Below are 15,836 nucleotides of genomic sequence, written 5' to 3' on the forward strand. Positions count from 1 at the left end.
ATGAGGTCCATCATGAACATCCGCCACGCACCCCTGTACCTGATCGCCCTCGCCGTCGCGGCCGCGGTGCTGATCGTGATGGGAGTACCGGTCACCACACTGCTCCTGCTTTTGATCGTCTTGGCCTGCCCGATCATGATGATGCTGATGATGGGCGGCCACGGAGGGCACTCGCACACCCCCGATACCCATGGCCACCCCGGCGACGTCCAACATCACAATCCGACACGCTGACCATCCCAGCGCTGGAACACACCACTTAGCGAAACCGGATCCCAGCATGCGCGGACATCGGCTGCGCGTGATGGGAGTGATCTCCGCGGGCGCTACTGCGCTGCGCGGGCGCGTTCGCGCTCCAGGGCGCGTTCGCGCTGTTGTTCGAAGCGTGGGATTCGCACCTGTTGCATGTCGTCGAGGAATGCGGCGAGTTTCTCGCGCGCTTGCTCGCCGCGTGCTCCGAAATCGTTGCGGCCCATGATGTTCCATTGCCTGACTACCGGGAGCAGCACTTCTTCCAGGTGCTGGCGCAGGTCGTAGACGCCGTGCTTGGCCATCAGCACGCCGTTGCGGCGGAAGTCGGGCATGCCTGCGCCCGGCATCCGGAAGTTCTCCACGATGGTGTCGATAGCTTCCATCGCCTGGTCGGGTACCAAGTCGAGGGCGGCGCCGCAGATGGTGCGGTAGAAGATCATGTGCAGGTTCTCGTCGGCGGCGATGCGCTGCAGCATTCGGTCGGCGATCGGGTCGTCGCACACCCGACCGGTGTTGCGGTGGGTGACTCGCGTGGCCAGTTCTTGGAAGCTGACGTAGGCGACCGAGTGCAGGAATCCGGCGCCACTCGCGATATCGGTTTCGCTTGCACCGGAGGAGAATCCGTTGGTCATGTGGGCCATTCGGGCCTGCTCGAGAGCAACCGGGTCCACGCCGCGAGTGACCACCAGATAGTCGCGGATCACCGTGCTGTGCCGCATCTCCTCGGCCGTCCAGCGGCCGACCCAGGTACCCCAGGCGCCGTCACGGGAGAAGTTCTCGGAGATCTCGCGGTGGTAGGAAGGCAGGTTGTCCTCGGTGAGCAGATTGGTGATCATCGCGGCTTTCGCCACCTCGGTGAGGGAGGACTGCTCGGGAGACCAGTCCGCACCACCGAGCGTGGCGAAGTTTCGCCCCTCGTCCCAGGGCACGTAGTCGTGGGGGTTCCAGTCCTTGGCCATCGACAGGTGCCGGTGCACGCAGTCCTCGGCGATCGGTTCCAGTTCGGCCAGAATCTCTCGCTGCGTCAGGTCCCGTGCCAATGCTGTTGCCTGCCTCTCTTTTTCGAAATGCTTCGAATCGGTCGGCATACACACCACCACGGCCCCCGCGCGGAGCACAGGGCCGAAGGCCCCGGGGAGGCGGGACCGAATACCCATTCATCCGATGACCGCGACAGCGACAACGGCGGAATCGGGCAGGTGTTCGCCGCAGCCTATGCCGGGGCGGCGGTCCAGCTGTCTGGGCCGAAGACCTCGTAGTGGATGTTGTCTGCCGCCACGCCGTTTGCCAACAGCGCCTCGCGCATGCCGAGCATGAAAGGCAGGGGCCCGCAAAGGTAGGCCCGGGTGCCGGCTGCGATGGTGATCTCGCCGAGGTCGGCGCGGCCTTCCCATAATCTGTCTTCGGGGCGGCGGGAGCCGAGATCCTCATACCAGCGGTACATGACCGCGAACGGCAGGCGCTCGACGAGTTCGGCCAGTTCCGCGCGATGAGCATGGCTGCTGGGCGAGCGATCGGCATGCAGTACCGAGATCGGGCGGGGTTCAACGACCCCAACGCCGGGGTTGGGGGCCGTTGAGCCCATAGGCCGATGCCCATTGGCCCTAAGTCGCGCCTCGCGCCGACCAGATACTGGATGCCGGGCCGTGAGCACCACGGAACAACAACAACTGCGGGCATCGGGGACGTCATCAAGGCGACGGCATTCGGATATTCCAAAGCCGTTGCGGCTGCCATACGTTGGCGGGGACGGAATTTCCAGGGTGTGCACCGCGCGAGCTCATGGGAGGGCAGCGCCGCACCGCCCGGGCGCGGCGACGCCGAGGCCATGGCTCGGCTATCTCGCGTGCATGACCGCTATACCCGCGAGTCGACTGAAAGGCAGCTGAGATGACCGTCCAACACCGTCTGGATCCTCACGACTCGGTCTCGGCGGCGGTGATAGTTGGGACCGACGGCTCACCGGCCAGCGTCCGTGCCGTAGCTTGGGCCGCCCAGACCGCGGCCGAGCGCGGACGTCGTCTGATCGTGACCCACGGCTATGATCTTGCCGCCGCTTGCTCGGTGTCGGGCTTCTACGACGTGCTGGTGCCCTCGGTCATCGAGACCATCCGGCACCACGGGCAAGAGGCATTGGCCCGCGCGGAGCGGATCGCCCGCGAGGCGCACCCGGGCCTCGAGGTCGACACGCAGTTGTCCGACCGTAACCCCGCCGAGTTGCTGATCGACCTGTCCTCCGAGGCGCATTTGGTCGTTCTCGGCGCCACTCGGGGGGTCGGGTACTTCGCCCACCTGGGGTCTACGCTGCTGGCCGTGGTCAGCCAAGGCACGGGCCGCATCGTGGTGGTGCGCCACGAAGGCACTGAACAGGTCTCTCGCAGCGGCCCGGTAGTGGTCGGAGTGGACGCAAGCCCGGTCGGGGAGTCCGCGATCGAAGCAGCGTTTCACGAAGCGTCCGAGCGTGACGCTGAACTCGTGGTGGTCCACGCCTGGAGCGATTTGTCCGAAGGACGCTTCGCCGGTACGAGCTATCTCGACATCCCGATCGCCGAGCTGGAAACCGCCGAACACGCCCTTCTGTCCGAACGGCTCGCGGGCTGGCATGAGAAATTTCCCGACGTCGCGGTCACCCGCCGGGTCTATTTATCCGGGCCCCGCAACCATCTCACCGAATGGTCGAAAGCCGCGCAACTGATCGTCGTCGGCAGTCGCGGCCGCGGCGGCTTTCGCGGGCTGCTGTTCGGCTCGACGAGCAATTACCTTGTCCAGCATGCGCATTGCCCGGTGATGGTCGTCCACCCGGACTGATCACCACACGCCGGTCGGACGATTCGATGACAAATACTTGCGTCCCACGCCCGGTGCGCGGAGGTCCCTGGAGTGCGCGTCCAAGGGGTGTTCGGGTGAGGTCACACATTACGGGTTCTACAACACCGTCGTCGGCGTCGGAATCCTGATCGGCAACCTCGCCACCGGCGCAGTAGTCGGCGCCGCGCTCTACGCCGGGGCCGACTGGGCGGTCCGGGTCGGGCTCACAGCCATCGGCGCGCTCGCCGCGCTGGCGTTGCACGGACTCGACCGGTCGGAGCCTGCGGAGGCGAGGGCGTCCGTAGTCGTCGATCCGCATGCCACGACGAGTGAGCGGCACGACCACACTCTGGACCGGACAACGCCACAGCTCAGCCCTCCGGGAGGCCGCCGCGATAATCGGATCACGAATGACGTAGAAGTGTGCTGATTGTCGAGGTCGGAGCGGTCTCCGAGCCACGCAATGGATAACGACGACGGGTTGACTCGTAGCGCGGCGGCCCACGGCGGAGGCGCATCCGCTGGCGCGTAGCCGTCGCCATTCGCTGGCTCCGCGGCCTCCGCGACCTCCGCCTGGTTCGCGTCCTCGATGTATTGTGTGAGCCTATGAACACTCCGAGGTTGCGGATTCGCCACGATTTGTGTGTTGTGAAGAGGTGACCAACACTTCCGGAGACGCGTATCCCCTCGCGGACACGATGACCACCACGGTCGCGGCGCACGACGGCGCGACGGTGCTGACGGTGGCCGGGGAGGTCGATCTGGCGACAGCCCCCGCCCTGGAGAACGCGATCGAGGCCATTCTCAGCGGGAAGCCCGCAGCCCTGATCATCGACCTCACCGCGGTCAGCTTCCTCGCCTCGGCGGGCATGGCGACGCTCGTCGCCGCCCATCAACGTGCGGGCAGCGCGACCGCGATCGCCGTGGTCGCCGAAGGTCCGGCGACCAGCCGCCAGCTGAAGATGACCAGCCTGGATCAGGTGTTCGCGCTACATTCGACGCTGGACGCGGCGCTCGAGGCGCTGCGACCGAGCTGACCGGGGCCTTCGCCGCCGTCGCACCCGGCGACGGCGGCTTCTCTCACACCAGTTCGCGCAGCTGCTCGATGAGCTTGACCCGTTCGGCGGCGGTCGCCGCCATCGGGACGACGTTCAAGACCGTGACGCCCGCCTCCCGGAAGGCCGCCACCCGTTCCTTGACGTATCCCGCCGGACCGACCAGCGAGATGTCCCGCGCCAGCGCGTCCGGGACGGCCTTCGCCGCGGCCTCCTTCTCGCCGGCCAGGTACAGCTCCTGGATGCGGTCGGCCTCCGCCCCGTAGCCGTACTTCGTGGCCAAGGCGTGGTAGAAGTTCTTGCCCTTGGCGCCCATGCCGCCGATGTACAGCGCCAGGTGCGGCTTTACGAACTCCAGCAGCGGCTCGACGTTGTCCCCGATGGCCAGCGCCGGACCGGCGAACACCTCGAGGTCGCCCAGAGCGGGGTCACGCTTGGCCAGGCCCGCGTCGAGCGAACCGCCCCAGACCTCCCGCGCCTTCTCCGGTAGGAAGAAGATCGGCTGCCAGCCTTCGGCGATCTCGGCGGCCAGCTCGACGTTCTTCGGCCCGAGCGCGGCCAGCAGCACCGGAATACGGTCGCGGACCGGGTGATTGATCAGCTTGAGCGGCTTGCCCAAACCGGTCCCCTGCCCGGCGGGCAGCGGGATCTGATAGTGCTTGCCCTGGTATTCCAGGCGCTCGCGCCGCCACACCTTCCGGCAGATCTCCACCAGCTCCTTGGTGCGGCCGATCGGCGCGTCGTAGGGCACGCCGTGGAAGCCCTCGATCACCTGCGGACCCGACGCGCCCAGGCCGAGCAGGAAACGGCCGTCGGAGACGAAGTCGAGGCCCGCCGCGGTCATCGCGGTCAGGCTCGGGGTGCGCGTGTAGATCTGCAGGATGCCCGAGGCCAGCTCCAGACGCGTGGTCTTGGCCGCCAGGTAGCCGAGTGCGCTCACCGCGTCGAACGAGTACGCCTCGGGGACGAACACGATGTCCAGTCCCGCTTGCTCGAGGTCGGCGACTTCGGCCGCCGCCTCCTTGAAGCCCCCCGAGTAGTTGATGCCCAATCCGATCCGCATGGCACTCAACATAACGGCGACTATGCGCGGCCCGCGCACCGGCCACGGAGAACGCCCGTCAGGGCGTGGTCGCGGCCGGATCCGCCGGTGCGACGGGGTAGCGTCTATCCCTGGTCCCACTCTCGCCGTAGAACGAAAGGCAACATCCCCGTGTCGCAGCCCAGCACGTCGTCCACGGACACTGCGCCGTCCTTCGGCGAGGTCGGCCTCGCGCAGTACCTGAACGATCTGGCCGCCAAGATTCCCGCGCCCGGTGGCGGCGCGGTGGCCGCGCTGCACGCCGCGCAGGCCGCCGCGCTGGTGGCGATGGTGGCTCGCTACACCACCCGCGCCAAGGACGCGGACAACCGTCCCGTGGTCGACCGCATCATCGAGGCGGCCGACGCCGCCCGCGAGCGGGCTCTGGCGCTCGCCGACGCCGACGCCGCGGCGTTCACAGCGGTCGGCGCCGCCTACAAGCTGCCCAAGGACACTCCGGATGACCGCGCCGCCCGCACCGCGGCGATCAACGCCGCGCTGATCGAAGCCGCCCGCGTCCCGGCCGCGGTCGTCGACGAGGCCGACGAGGTGCTGTCGCTGGCCACGGAACTGTTCCCGATCGGAAACCCGAACGTGGTCACCGATATCGGCGCCGCCGCCGACGCCTGCCGTGCCGCCGCGGCCAGCTCGCAGCTCAACATCGAGATCAACGTGGCGTCACTGCCCGCGGCCGACGGCGATCGCTTCGCGCCCGTGCTGATCCGTATCGAAGAGCTGATCGCACGCGCCGACGCTCTGCACGCCGACGTCGTGCACGCGGTACGCAAGTAAGCGCGCCCGAGACGCGTTCAGGCGGGCGGATTCCAGGCAACCAGCACTATCTTGCCGCGCACCCGCCCGGATTCGCTGATCCGATGCGCCTTCGCGATCTCCGGCAGCGGCAGGACCTGGTCGATCGTGGCGCGCAGATGTCCGCGTTCGACCACGGTGGTGATCTCGCGTAGTGAGACGCCGGACGGTTCGACGTAGAAGCGCTCGTAACGCGGGTCGCCCTCCGCGTCCGAGCCCTGGGTGTCGATCAATCGGCCATCGGGGCGCAGGACGGCGGCGGAGCGGGAACCGTATTCGCCGCCGACCAGATCGAGCACGATATCGACGTCACGGACCGCGGTGTCGAAGTCGACTGCGGTGTAATCGATCACGTCATCAGCACCGAGCCCACGCAGGTATTCGTGGTTGGCGGCGCGTGCGGTGCCGATCACGAACGCACCGCGATGCTTTGCGATCTGCACCGCGAGGTGCCCAACACCGCCCGCGGCCGCGTGCACGAGCACGCGCTGCCCCGCACCGAGCGCGGCCAGCGCCTGCCAGGCGGTCAGCGCCGCCGTCGGCAGTGCCGCCGCGTGCACGAAGTCGATGTTCCTCGGCTTCAGCGCCAATGTATCGGCCCGCGCCACAACATATTCGGCGTTGCCGCCGCCGAACACCATGCCGTACACCGGATCGCCCACCGCGAAGCGGTCCACGCCGGGACCGAGTTCGTCCACGACACCGGACACATCGAGTCCCAGAGTCAGCGGCGGGTCACCCAGTCGGCCGACCAGCCCGGCGCGCACCTTCCAGTCGGCCGCGTTGACGCTGGTTGCGGCGACCCGCACCAGGACCTCCCCCGGGCCGGGCCGCGGCCGATCGACCTCCGCCACGTGAAGAACTTCCGGACCTCCGAACGAATTCTGCGTGATTGCGAGCATGCGACGATTCTGCGAGGGCTTGGTACCTTATGGGAAGAAGGCACCTTTCTGATATCGAGGTACCCAATGGATACTGGCTGTGATCGGTCCCAGTCGCCGAGCTTGGTGGAGAGCTACCTACACCATTGCCCCGCCCGGGAAGTGCTGGCCGTCCTCGCCGACAAGTGGGTCATCCTCGTGCTGAGCGTCCTGCGCGACAACGACGGGCCGATCCGCTTCAACGATCTGCGCCGCCGCCTGGACGGCATCACTCAGAAGATGCTCACCCGCACACTGCGCAACCTGGAACGCGAGGGACTGGTGCGCCGCGCGGTCTACCCGACGGTGCCGCCGCGGGTGGAGTACTCCCTCACCGAACTCGGTTCGAGCATCGGGGCGCTCAGCCACGCCATGGGCGTGTGGGCCGTCGAGCATCAGCAGGAAATCCTCGCCGCGCGAGCGGAATTCGACGCGCGGTCGGCGGCCGAACCGGAGCCGGTGCCCGCACACCCGCCCCGCTGACCGAGCCCGGCACCGGCGTCTGTTTCCTTCGCCGCCGAACGGGTAGGCGACCAGTGGTAGGCGAATCCTCCGGGTCAACTGGACCACGGACCACATCTATCCGTAGCCGAGTTGATCATGCGGGCTTAGAATGTTTCCTTGCCTACCACACCATCTCGAAGGGGTGGACGCCATGAGGAGCGCAATTCGGTACCTGTTCCTCGCGACCGTGATCGTGGCACTGGCCGCGTTCGGGTCGGGCGCGGCGGCAGCGACGGTGATCGGACGTCCATCGGCACCAGCCGTGGCGTCGATCGGACCTTCGAACGGCCAGGTGGTGGGTGTAGCTCATCCCGTGACCATTCGCTTCGCCGCGCCCGTGACGGATCGCGCACGGACGGAACAGTCCATCGATATCAGAACAACCCAGCCACTCGCGGGCACGCTCGCGTGGACCGGCGATCGTGAAGCGGTGTGGACGCCGACCGGGTTCCTGCCCGCCAATGCCGGCATCGTGGTCTCGGTCGGCGGCACGCGCACGGAATTCCGCACCAACGCGGGCGTTTTCGCGGACGCCGACATGTCGGCGCACACGTTCACGGTCACCATCGGTGGCACCGTCGTGCGGACCATGCCCGCCTCGATGGGCAAGCCGGGCTGGGAAACCCCGTCGGGCACATGGCCGGTACTGGAGAAGTTCCGTTCGGTCGTGTTCGACTCCCGCACCATCGGCATTCCGCTGAGCTCGCCGGAGGGCTACATCATCAATGGTGAGTTCGCCGAACGCCTCACGTGGAGTGGTGTTTTCATTCACTCCGCCCCGTGGTCGGTGGATCAGCAGGGTTATGCGAACGTGAGCCACGGTTGCATCAACCTCTCACGTGACGACGCCGAATGGGTCTATCACACCCTCGGTATCGGAGACCCGGTGGTCACGCACTGGTGATCGGAAGCTCGAGCGCAGCAAGATTTTTCACTGAAGGCCCGGCTGAGGATTTCGCCCGCGGATGTGCCCGAACCAGGTACCCGGCAGTATTCTCCGGGGTGCGCGGGGTAAGGACGCGGCACCACGTTCCCGCAACCCGAGCATGCGGATAACCTGACGGGGAGCTGATGAAGGGTGGGGCGATGGATCGACCGGAGATGAGCGCACGACCTGGCTACGACCGCGAGAATCGGGGGATGACCGGCAGCCCCGGCTTCCCGCGCGGGGGCGGCGAGGACTACCAGGGTGAGTGGTCCGCCTGGGTCGACCAGGCACCCGCGGCCGTGCAGCCACCGCCACCAGGATCCGCGCCCGAGGCCATGCCGTACGAGGACGAATTCACCGGGTTGATCGATCGCTCGGGCACGCGGCGGGCGAGTCGACGGTGGGCGACACCGCTGCTCGGCACGCTCGGCGTCGCCGCTCTCGGCTTCGCCGCCTACATGCAGTTCGGCACGGGCGGCTCCGGCCAGCCGACCGGACCAGCGCCGTCTGCGCAGGCCACCGCGTCGGCGGCGACGCCGATCACCGAGTGCCCGGCCGAGCGGGTCGGCAACCGGATCCAGGGCAACGGTGCGGGCGGATTCGATTCCGGCCCCGCGGTGATCTTCGCCTTCCAGTACGCCTACTATGTGCTCCGCTCCGGCGAGCAGGTCCGCACCACCACGACCGCCGACGCCGCCGTGCAGAGCGCCGACGCCATCCAACGGGGCATCGACACCATCCCCGCGGGCACCACGCATTGCGTGGCCATCACCCCCGGTGCGTTCGCAGGCCAGTACGTCGTGGTCGTCACCGAACATCGCCCGGGGCAACCTGCGGTGACCTACAACCCGCAGCTCGTCACCACGACCAAGGACGGCAGCCGCACTCTGATCAGCGCCATCAGCCGCGGCTGAGTCCCGCGCTCGGCAGAGGCTCGCAGCGGAGGCCGGTGCAGGGTGGCGAGGGTACTCAGCCCTTGCGGCCGTTTTCGGCGGCGGTGACCACGTGGCGCATGAGCAGGGCGGTGGTCACCGGGCCGACGCCGCCCGGGACGGGGCTCAGTCCCGCGGCCTTGCCGCGCACCGAGTCAGCGTCGACGTCGCCGACGATCTTGCCGTTGGGCGCCTCGTTGGTGCCGACGTCGATGACCACCGCGCCCTCGCGGACGTGCTTGCCGGAGATCAGGCCGATGCGGCCCGCCGCGGCGACGACGACGTCCGCGGTGGTGGTGACGGCCGCCAGATCGGCGGTGCGGGAATGGCAGACCGTGACCGTGGCGTCGTTCGCCAGCAACAGCTGGGCGAGCGGCTTGCCGACGATGTTCGAGCGACCGACGACCGCGACGTGCCGACCGGCGAGCGGGATCTCGTGATGCTCGAGCAGTTCCACCACGGCCTCGGAGGTGGCCGGGACGAAACCGTCCAACCCGGCCGCGAGCAGGCCGAGCGACAGCGGGCTCACGCCGTCGACGTCCTTGGTGGCGACGATCGCCGAGCTCACGTCGTCGAGACGGACACCGGCAGGAAGGGGGGTCTGCAGCATGATCGCGTCGGTGGCCGGGTCCTCGCCGCGCGCGGCCAGCTCCGCGCGGATCGCGGCCACGGTCGCGTCCGGACCGAGATCGACCGTGTCGCAGGCGATGCCGAGTCGTTCGGCGGCCTTGCGCAGCGAGTTCACATACCAGGCGCTGGCCGGGTCGTCGTTCGCCACGACCAGCGCGAGACGCGGCGCGCCCGGGCCGTCGGTGAGCGCGCTGGCGCGAGCCTTGGTGTCGGCGTTGATGGCGGCGGCGAGTTCCTTGCCGGACAGCGAAACGGTATCCACGTCGACACAGCCTAATGGGCGCACCCACCCGAAGTTCGTCGCCAGCCCCACGCCGAGTCGCGTCAGGCCGAGTCAGCCGCCGACGCCGCCGGACGAACTGTCTCTACAGCCCGCTGCGGGCCGAGCGAGGGCGACGCAGCCGCAGGAGGCAAGGCGCGTCCGGAGGAACTCCGTCCACAGCCCGCACCGGCCCGAGCGAAGGCAGCGGCAGCCGCCTGTTCCGGCGTGCTCTGCGCTCCATGTCGGCAGGTGGGCGCGCAACACCATCGCGGTCCGTCCGGCAGTTCCCTTATGCCGGGTTCGATCGCCCGTATCGTGATCTCTGTTTGCCCCAACTGACTGCTAGTGCGTGCCAACCCGTTCCTCAGCGGAAAGGTGTCGACTGTAGTGAAGATCTCGAGGCAAGTGAAACTTCTGGTCGCGACGTCGTTCGCCGCGTTGTCCCTCACCGGTCTGGCCGGTGTTCCCGCGCAGGCCGCGCCGGACACCGCCGCCCTCTACAACTCCGCCCAGCGGCACTTCACCAACGGCGACGACGCGGCGGGCCGCGCGGACCTGCGCACCCTCATCGGCGCCGACCCCGATGACGCCGAAGCTCTCTCCCTGCAGGCGATCTGGTCCGACTACGCGGGCGACCTGCCCGCGCTCATCGACGCCATGACACGGCTGCGCGTCGTCGATCCGGCGATGGCGCAGGGCACCGACAACGTGCTCGGCGCCATCCGCGCCGCGGTCGCCACCCTGCCGAACCCGCTGCCAGCGCTGGCCGGGCCGGAGACGGGCATCGTCGTTCTCGGCTATGGCCTGCTCCCGGACGGATCGCCGCGCCCGGAACTGGTGAACCGGCTCACCGCCGCGTGGCTGCAGTCGATCGCCGCGCCGTTCTCGCCGATCGTCGTCACCGGCGGCAATCCGCAGAACGGCATCACCGAGGCCGGGGCCATGCGCGACTGGCTGATCGCCCACGGTGTGCCCGCCGCACGGATCCACGTGGAGAGCGGCGCGGGCTCGACCGTGCAGAACGCCTTGTTCAGCACGCGGATGCTGCGGGATGTCGGTGCGACGAGCGCGATCGTGGTCACCTCGCCCAATCACATTCGCCGGGCCGTGGCCGATTTCATCGTGGCGGGCACCCGGGTGGTCGGAGCGACGACCTCGCTGGAGCAGCTGGTCTCCCAGCTACCCCCGCCGGGCAGGTCGTCGCAGCGCGGCATCTACCTCGACGCCACGCGCACCTTCCAGCTGAGTACCGCACGCTGACCCGCGATGGGGACCCGGTCCCTGCGGGTCCCCATCCCCCGGAAAATGCGTTGGCGCAATCACCCGTGCGCGCGGCAGGATGGCGCGGTGACGTCAGCCGGAACCGATGTGGTCGCCCAGCTCCGCGCGGCGGGCTGTGTGTTCGCCGAGGAGGAGGCGCGGTTGCTGATCGCCGCCGCGGCGGAGACCGGCGCCGCGCTCGAGGCACTGGTCGCCCAGCGCGTGCACGGCACCCCGCTGGAGCATGTGCTCGGCTGGGCGGAGTTCCACGGGCTCCGGGTCGCCGTGTCCCCCGGCGTTTTCGTGCCGCGCCAGCGCACCGCGTTCCTGGTCGACCGCGCGGTCGAGCTGGTCCGCGCCAAGACGGGTCACCCGATGATCGTCGACCTGTGCTGCGGCTCCGGCGCGCTGGGGCTGGCGGCGGCCACGATCCTCGCGGCCGAGAGCCGCACGGTGACACTGGCGGCCGCCGATATCGATCCGGCCGCGGTCGAGTGCGCCCGCCGCAATCTCACCCCGCTCGGCTTCCCCGTTTACCAGGGTGACCTGTTCGAGGCTCTGCCGGAGGAACTGCGCGGCTGCATCGACATCCTGCTCTGCAACACCCCCTACGTTCCCTCGGCGATGATCGCGCAAATGCCTCCGGAGGCCCGCGATCACGAACCGCGCACCGCCCTCGACGGTGGATCCGACGGCCTCGACATCTTCCGCCGCGTCGCCGCCGACGCTTCCTCCTGGCTCGCCCCCGGCGGCCACCTGCTGGTCGAGTCCAGCGAGGACCAAGCGCCGCTCGCGCTGGCGGTCCTGAGCGAACACGGCCTCGTGGGCGACGTCGCGGAATCCGGCGAGCACTACGCGACCGTCGTGATCGGCACCCGTCCCTGAGCAGTCTCAGCTCAAATCTTGACGTTGGCCCACTTCGCGGATCGGGCCAGGACGTCGGCACCCGCGCCGGTAGCCAGAGGGGCTCGTCCCTTGTTCGCGCTGGGGTGTTCTCCTCCTCCGATCAGGTGGTGTTCGCGGAGGGACACATGCTCTTCGCCTCGTGTTAGGCGGTGAGATGGGCGCGCAGTGCTCGGGCGAACCAGGTGAACACCGGTTCCAGATCCGCAACCGCAGGCCAGTCGTTGATGGCCGCCACCAGCTGCCAATATCGCGCTACCCGAGGATCGTTGGCCACCTCCAACCGTTCGAGCATCCAACGCCGCAAGTCACCGTCATCGGCCTTGCCGAAGGCCTCGGCGTAGCGTGCGGCCAGGGTATCGACAACCGGCGCCGCAGCCGCCGATTCCGGTGCGACTCCCGCCGCCAGCGCTCGGCCTACTTCCGCCCGCACGGTCTCTGTCAGATCGTGATGCAGGCCGGTGGTGTCGCCTTCGGCGCGTTCTTTCGCCTGGTATTCGGCCATGCGCCGCACCCCTGTCCGGAAGTCGTTGTCCTGCACCAGTTGCACCAGCTCCATCCACGCCTCGACCTGTTCGGAGGTGGGCTCGTCGGGAAGGTCAGGCATGCTCGAGCGCAGCAATTCCACCATTGGCAGGTTCCTGGTCGGTTGCGGCGATGTTGGTGAGCATGACGGCCGTATTGTGGGCACGGCGCCTGGTGTGCGGGAACCCTTCCCGCGCACCAGGCGCTCGCGTATTCTCAGTTGCTCCCGCCTCTCCGAGCGGTACGCCAGCGTCTGCCGAACCCGTTATCGGCGTGCGGCGTTCGCGGCCGTGATGAACTCGATCTGGGCGGGTGACGGTCCGCAGAACTCGCCCTCGATCCGGTCGGCCTCGCCGGCCTGCATCCGGTACAGGCTGTCGCGCAGGCCCGCATCACCACCGTGGAACCCTTCCAAGAGCTCCATCCACTGCGCCGCCAATTGCTGCGCCTCGGGTGAGGCCGGGTCCATTCCCACTGCGATCGCCGCGTCGACCTTTGGGATGAGCTCACCCCATTCCGCTTCGGCTTGCCGAATGTGCTGTTCACCGAGCTCTTCCCGACGCCGCGCGAGCTGCGTCAACTGCTCTCCGGTGAAATACTCCTTGAAGGTGTCGTCGACCATGACGGTCCTCCTGATCAATTCCAGGAAGCGATCCGCGGATGCGTCCGGCCTGCTCTCCGCCGTAGCGGCCAGTGCCGCGACCAAGGCATGAAGTTCCTGGGTCGCGGCCAGCTGCGCGGCCAGAAAGTCGCGATGAGCAGACAGCACCTGCGTCATCGCCACAGTGCCCTCGAGCAGGTCCGTGATCTGGTCCAGTCCCAGGCCCAGTTGACGCAGGGCCAGCACCTGGTACAGACGCTCGACATCGCCGGCGGTGTAGAGCCGGTGTCCGGTGCTGGTCCGCTCCGTTGGGTGTACCAACCCGATACGGTCGTAGTGATGCAGCGTCCGCACCGTCAGCCCGGCCTCGGCCGCGAGTTCACCGACCTTCCATACGCGCTCGGTTCCGTGCTGGTCCATCCGTTTCATCCCACTTCCACCGACGCACCTTGCGCCGGTGTCGCCGACGGTAGAACCTGACCTTACGTCAGGTGCAAGCCGAAACACGTCCGTCGAATCCAGCAGTCACGCTGTGCCGACACATCCTCAACTGCCGCATGCCACGCTGCGCGGACCGGCTTCCACGGCCCCGCAGGGCTACTACCGTGGCGCCCGCTACCACGGCGCTATACAGTGTCCACCGGCTCGACAAGGCGAACAGCCCGGTCGTGCAGCGGCCCGTACGGGGCTTTCTCGTGTTTGAAAGGTCATCAGTACTCTCGCGATGTGTCTGGCACCATGCGCCCGGCGTCGATCAATACTTGCCGGGCGGCTGCCTTCCGCGGGCACAGGTCGGCGCGGCATCCGCGATGGTGCTGCATGGTGGCGTGCGCTTCCGACACACTCATCGGATGATCCGGTGCCTCGTGCGCCCAGCCGCTCGGCCACACCGAGCGTCGGCGGGGTTCGGCTGCTCAGCCCGCATGCGCTCGCGGCGGCGTTCAGCTCGCCACTCGTCCTGCACTCGGTCGATGATCGCTTGCGCCGATGTTTCGTCCGGCTCGGCTTTCCTCCACCAATTGAATCCCACCACTTCTCCCCTGCTGATCGCTTGCCATTGGTGAGGCACCCGCCGCCGGGGAACCGATGAAGGATCGGATCGACCCGGCGGCGAGGCCGGTATCCACCTTGTGTGCCGAGCTGCCTGCGAAGTGCCACAACGTGTGTCACCGTGGAGGCATGAGCGATGCCGGGATCGGGGAACGTACCGCCAGGGCGCGCAAGCTCGCTCGGCTCACACAGCCACAGCTTGCGCAGAAGGCGAACGTGTCGATGTCGCTGCTGCGCAAGGTCGAGCGCGGCGCACGCCCCGCCTCGCCCGCGTTCATCGCGGCCGTGGCCGGTGCCCTCGGGGTGAACATCGAGGACCTGACCGGGCAGCCCTACACCCCGGCACGCGACGATGCCGGGGCACACGCCACCATCCGTGAACTGCGCCGAAAGATACTGGCGTTCAACAACGAACCACTGAGCGCACCGACCACCTTGGAAGAGCTGACCGCGGCACTGCATCGGGTTCGGGAGAGCAGACGCCGGGGCCGGTATGGCGACCGTATTGCCGAACTGCCGGACGTGATCCACGGTTTGCATGTGCTCGCTCGCGACGAGCCTTCCGGGCAGCGACTGGAGACGATCTATTCGACGCTCGCCTACGCCTACAACAGTGCGTCGTCGATCGCCTACCGGTACGGCTACCTGGACCTCGCCGGGCTGGCAGCCGAGCGCTGCGTGTGGGCCGCTGAACGCAGTGGCGATCCGGCGTGGCCGATCGCGGCGGAATACCATCGGGCGCTGATCCTGCTGTATTCCGGCGCGTATGCCGGTGGGTTGCGGATCGTCGAGCGCGCGTACGCCGCCAGCGAGCAGTTGCCCACAACTCCGGAGGTCCTCGCGGTGCGGGGCGCGCTGCACCTGCGGGGGGCGATCCTGTCGGCCCGTGCGCTCGACGCCGACACCGCCGACGCGCATCTGCGGGAGGCACGCCGGATCGGTGCGGCGATCAGCTCCGACCAGTATGAGGAGTACGGGACCGGGTTCCACCTGCCGAATGTCGCAATCCACTCCGTCGCTGTGCCCGTCGAGCTGTCCGATGGGGCCACGGCCGTATCCCGCGCCGAGAAGATACGCCTACCGGCGTCGGTCGCACCTTCCCGCGCCGGACACCACCTGATCGACGTATCACGGGCATGGCTGCTGCACGGCGACAAACAGCGAGCACTCGGCAGCCTCGAGCAGGCGCGCAAGATCGCGCCGGAGTTGACCCGCAACCATCCTCAGGTGCATGAAACCGTGCGCGTGCTCGCACGCGCACGGCGCAGCACAGACGGATTGGCGAGCTTCGCCAACTGGGCCGACGTCAAGATAT

Annotated in this window: 16 protein-coding genes and 2 pseudogenes; 11 read left to right on the top strand and 7 right to left on the bottom strand. The window is 68.1% G+C overall.

Annotated elements, in window-relative coordinates:
* A partial coding sequence (locus ON34_RS14830; protein ID WP_245548037.1) for a DUF2933 domain-containing protein occupies nucleotides 1–234 on the top strand: 234 nt, incomplete at its 5' end.
* A 92-nt stretch (nucleotides 235–326) separates the two neighbouring features.
* Here ON34_RS14830 and ON34_RS14835 read toward each other — a convergent pair.
* Nucleotides 327–1,292: an acyl-ACP desaturase gene (locus tag ON34_RS14835; protein WP_040779775.1), complete on the bottom strand. Its 966-nt coding sequence runs from the start codon at nucleotides 1,290–1,292 to the stop codon at nucleotides 327–329.
* 173 nt (nucleotides 1,293–1,465) lie between these two features.
* Nucleotides 1,466–1,798 (bottom strand): annotated as a pseudogene (locus ON34_RS14840) (ferredoxin reductase domain-containing protein); the annotation flags it as partial.
* A gap of 344 nt (nucleotides 1,799–2,142) precedes the next feature.
* Between ON34_RS14840 and ON34_RS14845 the strand changes: the two are divergent.
* The 3 genes and pseudogenes from ON34_RS14845 (at nucleotide 2,143) to ON34_RS14855 (ending at nucleotide 4,097) form a co-directional block, all read left to right on the top strand.
* The gene (locus ON34_RS14845) at nucleotides 2,143–3,060 is read left to right on the top strand and encodes a universal stress protein (protein ID WP_040779779.1); all 918 of its coding nucleotides are present in this window, start codon (nucleotides 2,143–2,145) and stop codon (nucleotides 3,058–3,060) included.
* A gap of 103 nt (nucleotides 3,061–3,163) precedes the next feature.
* Nucleotides 3,164–3,490: pseudogene (locus ON34_RS37590) on the top strand (hypothetical protein); the annotation flags it as partial.
* 268 nt (nucleotides 3,491–3,758) lie between these two features.
* Nucleotides 3,759–4,097: an STAS domain-containing protein gene (locus ON34_RS14855; RefSeq protein ID WP_051022657.1), complete on the top strand. Its 339-nt coding sequence runs from the start codon at nucleotides 3,759–3,761 to the stop codon at nucleotides 4,095–4,097.
* Nucleotides 4,098–4,140: 43 nt separating this feature from the next.
* On the opposite strand, the gene ON34_RS14860 is transcribed toward ON34_RS14855, so the two are convergent.
* Nucleotides 4,141–5,178, bottom strand: a complete 1,038-nt coding sequence (locus tag ON34_RS14860) for an LLM class F420-dependent oxidoreductase (protein WP_040779799.1) — start codon at nucleotides 5,176–5,178, stop codon at nucleotides 4,141–4,143.
* A 150-nt stretch (nucleotides 5,179–5,328) separates the two neighbouring features.
* Here ON34_RS14860 and ON34_RS14865 point away from each other — a divergent pair, with 150 nt between their 5' ends.
* The gene (locus ON34_RS14865; protein ID WP_083889456.1) at nucleotides 5,329–5,988 is read left to right on the top strand and encodes a cyclodeaminase/cyclohydrolase family protein; all 660 of its coding nucleotides are present in this window, start codon (nucleotides 5,329–5,331) and stop codon (nucleotides 5,986–5,988) included.
* A gap of 17 nt (nucleotides 5,989–6,005) precedes the next feature.
* Here the strand turns inward: ON34_RS14865 and ON34_RS14870 are convergent, their stop codons facing one another.
* The gene (locus ON34_RS14870) at nucleotides 6,006–6,908 is read right to left on the bottom strand and encodes an NADP-dependent oxidoreductase (RefSeq protein ID WP_040779785.1); all 903 of its coding nucleotides are present in this window, start codon (nucleotides 6,906–6,908) and stop codon (nucleotides 6,006–6,008) included.
* A gap of 105 nt (nucleotides 6,909–7,013) precedes the next feature.
* On the opposite strand from ON34_RS14870, the gene ON34_RS14875 reads away from it, so the two are divergent.
* The 3 genes from ON34_RS14875 (at nucleotide 7,014) to ON34_RS33585 (ending at nucleotide 9,272) form a co-directional block, all read left to right on the top strand.
* Nucleotides 7,014–7,409, top strand: coding sequence for a winged helix-turn-helix transcriptional regulator (locus ON34_RS14875; protein WP_245548038.1), 396 nt, complete (start codon nucleotides 7,014–7,016; stop codon nucleotides 7,407–7,409).
* Nucleotides 7,410–7,581: 172 nt separating this feature from the next.
* Nucleotides 7,582–8,334 (top strand): L,D-transpeptidase, encoded by a 753-nt coding sequence (locus tag ON34_RS14880; protein WP_040779802.1) that lies wholly within the window; start codon nucleotides 7,582–7,584, stop codon nucleotides 8,332–8,334.
* A 197-nt stretch (nucleotides 8,335–8,531) separates the two neighbouring features.
* The gene (locus tag ON34_RS33585) at nucleotides 8,532–9,272 is read left to right on the top strand and encodes a DUF8176 domain-containing protein (protein ID WP_157172307.1); all 741 of its coding nucleotides are present in this window, start codon (nucleotides 8,532–8,534) and stop codon (nucleotides 9,270–9,272) included.
* A gap of 55 nt (nucleotides 9,273–9,327) precedes the next feature.
* On the opposite strand, the gene ON34_RS14890 is transcribed toward ON34_RS33585, so the two are convergent.
* A complete protein-coding gene (locus ON34_RS14890) occupies nucleotides 9,328–10,182 on the bottom strand; it encodes a bifunctional 5,10-methylenetetrahydrofolate dehydrogenase/5,10-methenyltetrahydrofolate cyclohydrolase (protein ID WP_040779789.1) in 855 nt (284 codons plus the stop codon).
* Nucleotides 10,183–10,569: 387 nt separating this feature from the next.
* Here ON34_RS14890 and ON34_RS14895 point away from each other — a divergent pair, with 387 nt between their 5' ends.
* Entirely contained in the window at nucleotides 10,570–11,442 is an 873-nt protein-coding gene (locus ON34_RS14895; protein ID WP_083889458.1) for a YdcF family protein, read from the top strand.
* 45 nt (nucleotides 11,443–11,487) lie between these two features.
* Nucleotides 11,488–12,327 carry a putative protein N(5)-glutamine methyltransferase gene (locus tag ON34_RS14900; RefSeq protein WP_051022655.1) on the top strand — a complete coding sequence of 280 codons (840 nt, stop codon included), beginning with the start codon at nucleotides 11,488–11,490 and terminating at the stop codon, nucleotides 12,325–12,327.
* A gap of 163 nt (nucleotides 12,328–12,490) precedes the next feature.
* On the opposite strand, the gene ON34_RS14905 is transcribed toward ON34_RS14900, so the two are convergent.
* Both ON34_RS14905 and ON34_RS14910 read right to left on the bottom strand, forming a co-directional pair.
* Nucleotides 12,491–12,976, bottom strand: a complete 486-nt coding sequence (locus tag ON34_RS14905) for a hypothetical protein (RefSeq protein WP_040779791.1) — start codon at nucleotides 12,974–12,976, stop codon at nucleotides 12,491–12,493.
* 159 nt (nucleotides 12,977–13,135) lie between these two features.
* A complete protein-coding gene (locus tag ON34_RS14910; RefSeq protein ID WP_040779793.1) occupies nucleotides 13,136–13,891 on the bottom strand; it encodes a MerR family transcriptional regulator in 756 nt (251 codons plus the stop codon).
* 759 nt (nucleotides 13,892–14,650) lie between these two features.
* On the opposite strand from ON34_RS14910, the gene ON34_RS14915 reads away from it, so the two are divergent.
* Nucleotides 14,651–15,836 (top strand): helix-turn-helix domain-containing protein (locus ON34_RS14915; protein ID WP_040779795.1); only part of this gene is annotated, 1,186 nt, incomplete at its 3' end.

This window comes from Nocardia pneumoniae NBRC 100136, from assembly GCF_000308755.1.
GTDB classification, from domain to species: domain Bacteria; phylum Actinomycetota; class Actinomycetes; order Mycobacteriales; family Mycobacteriaceae; genus Nocardia; species Nocardia pneumoniae.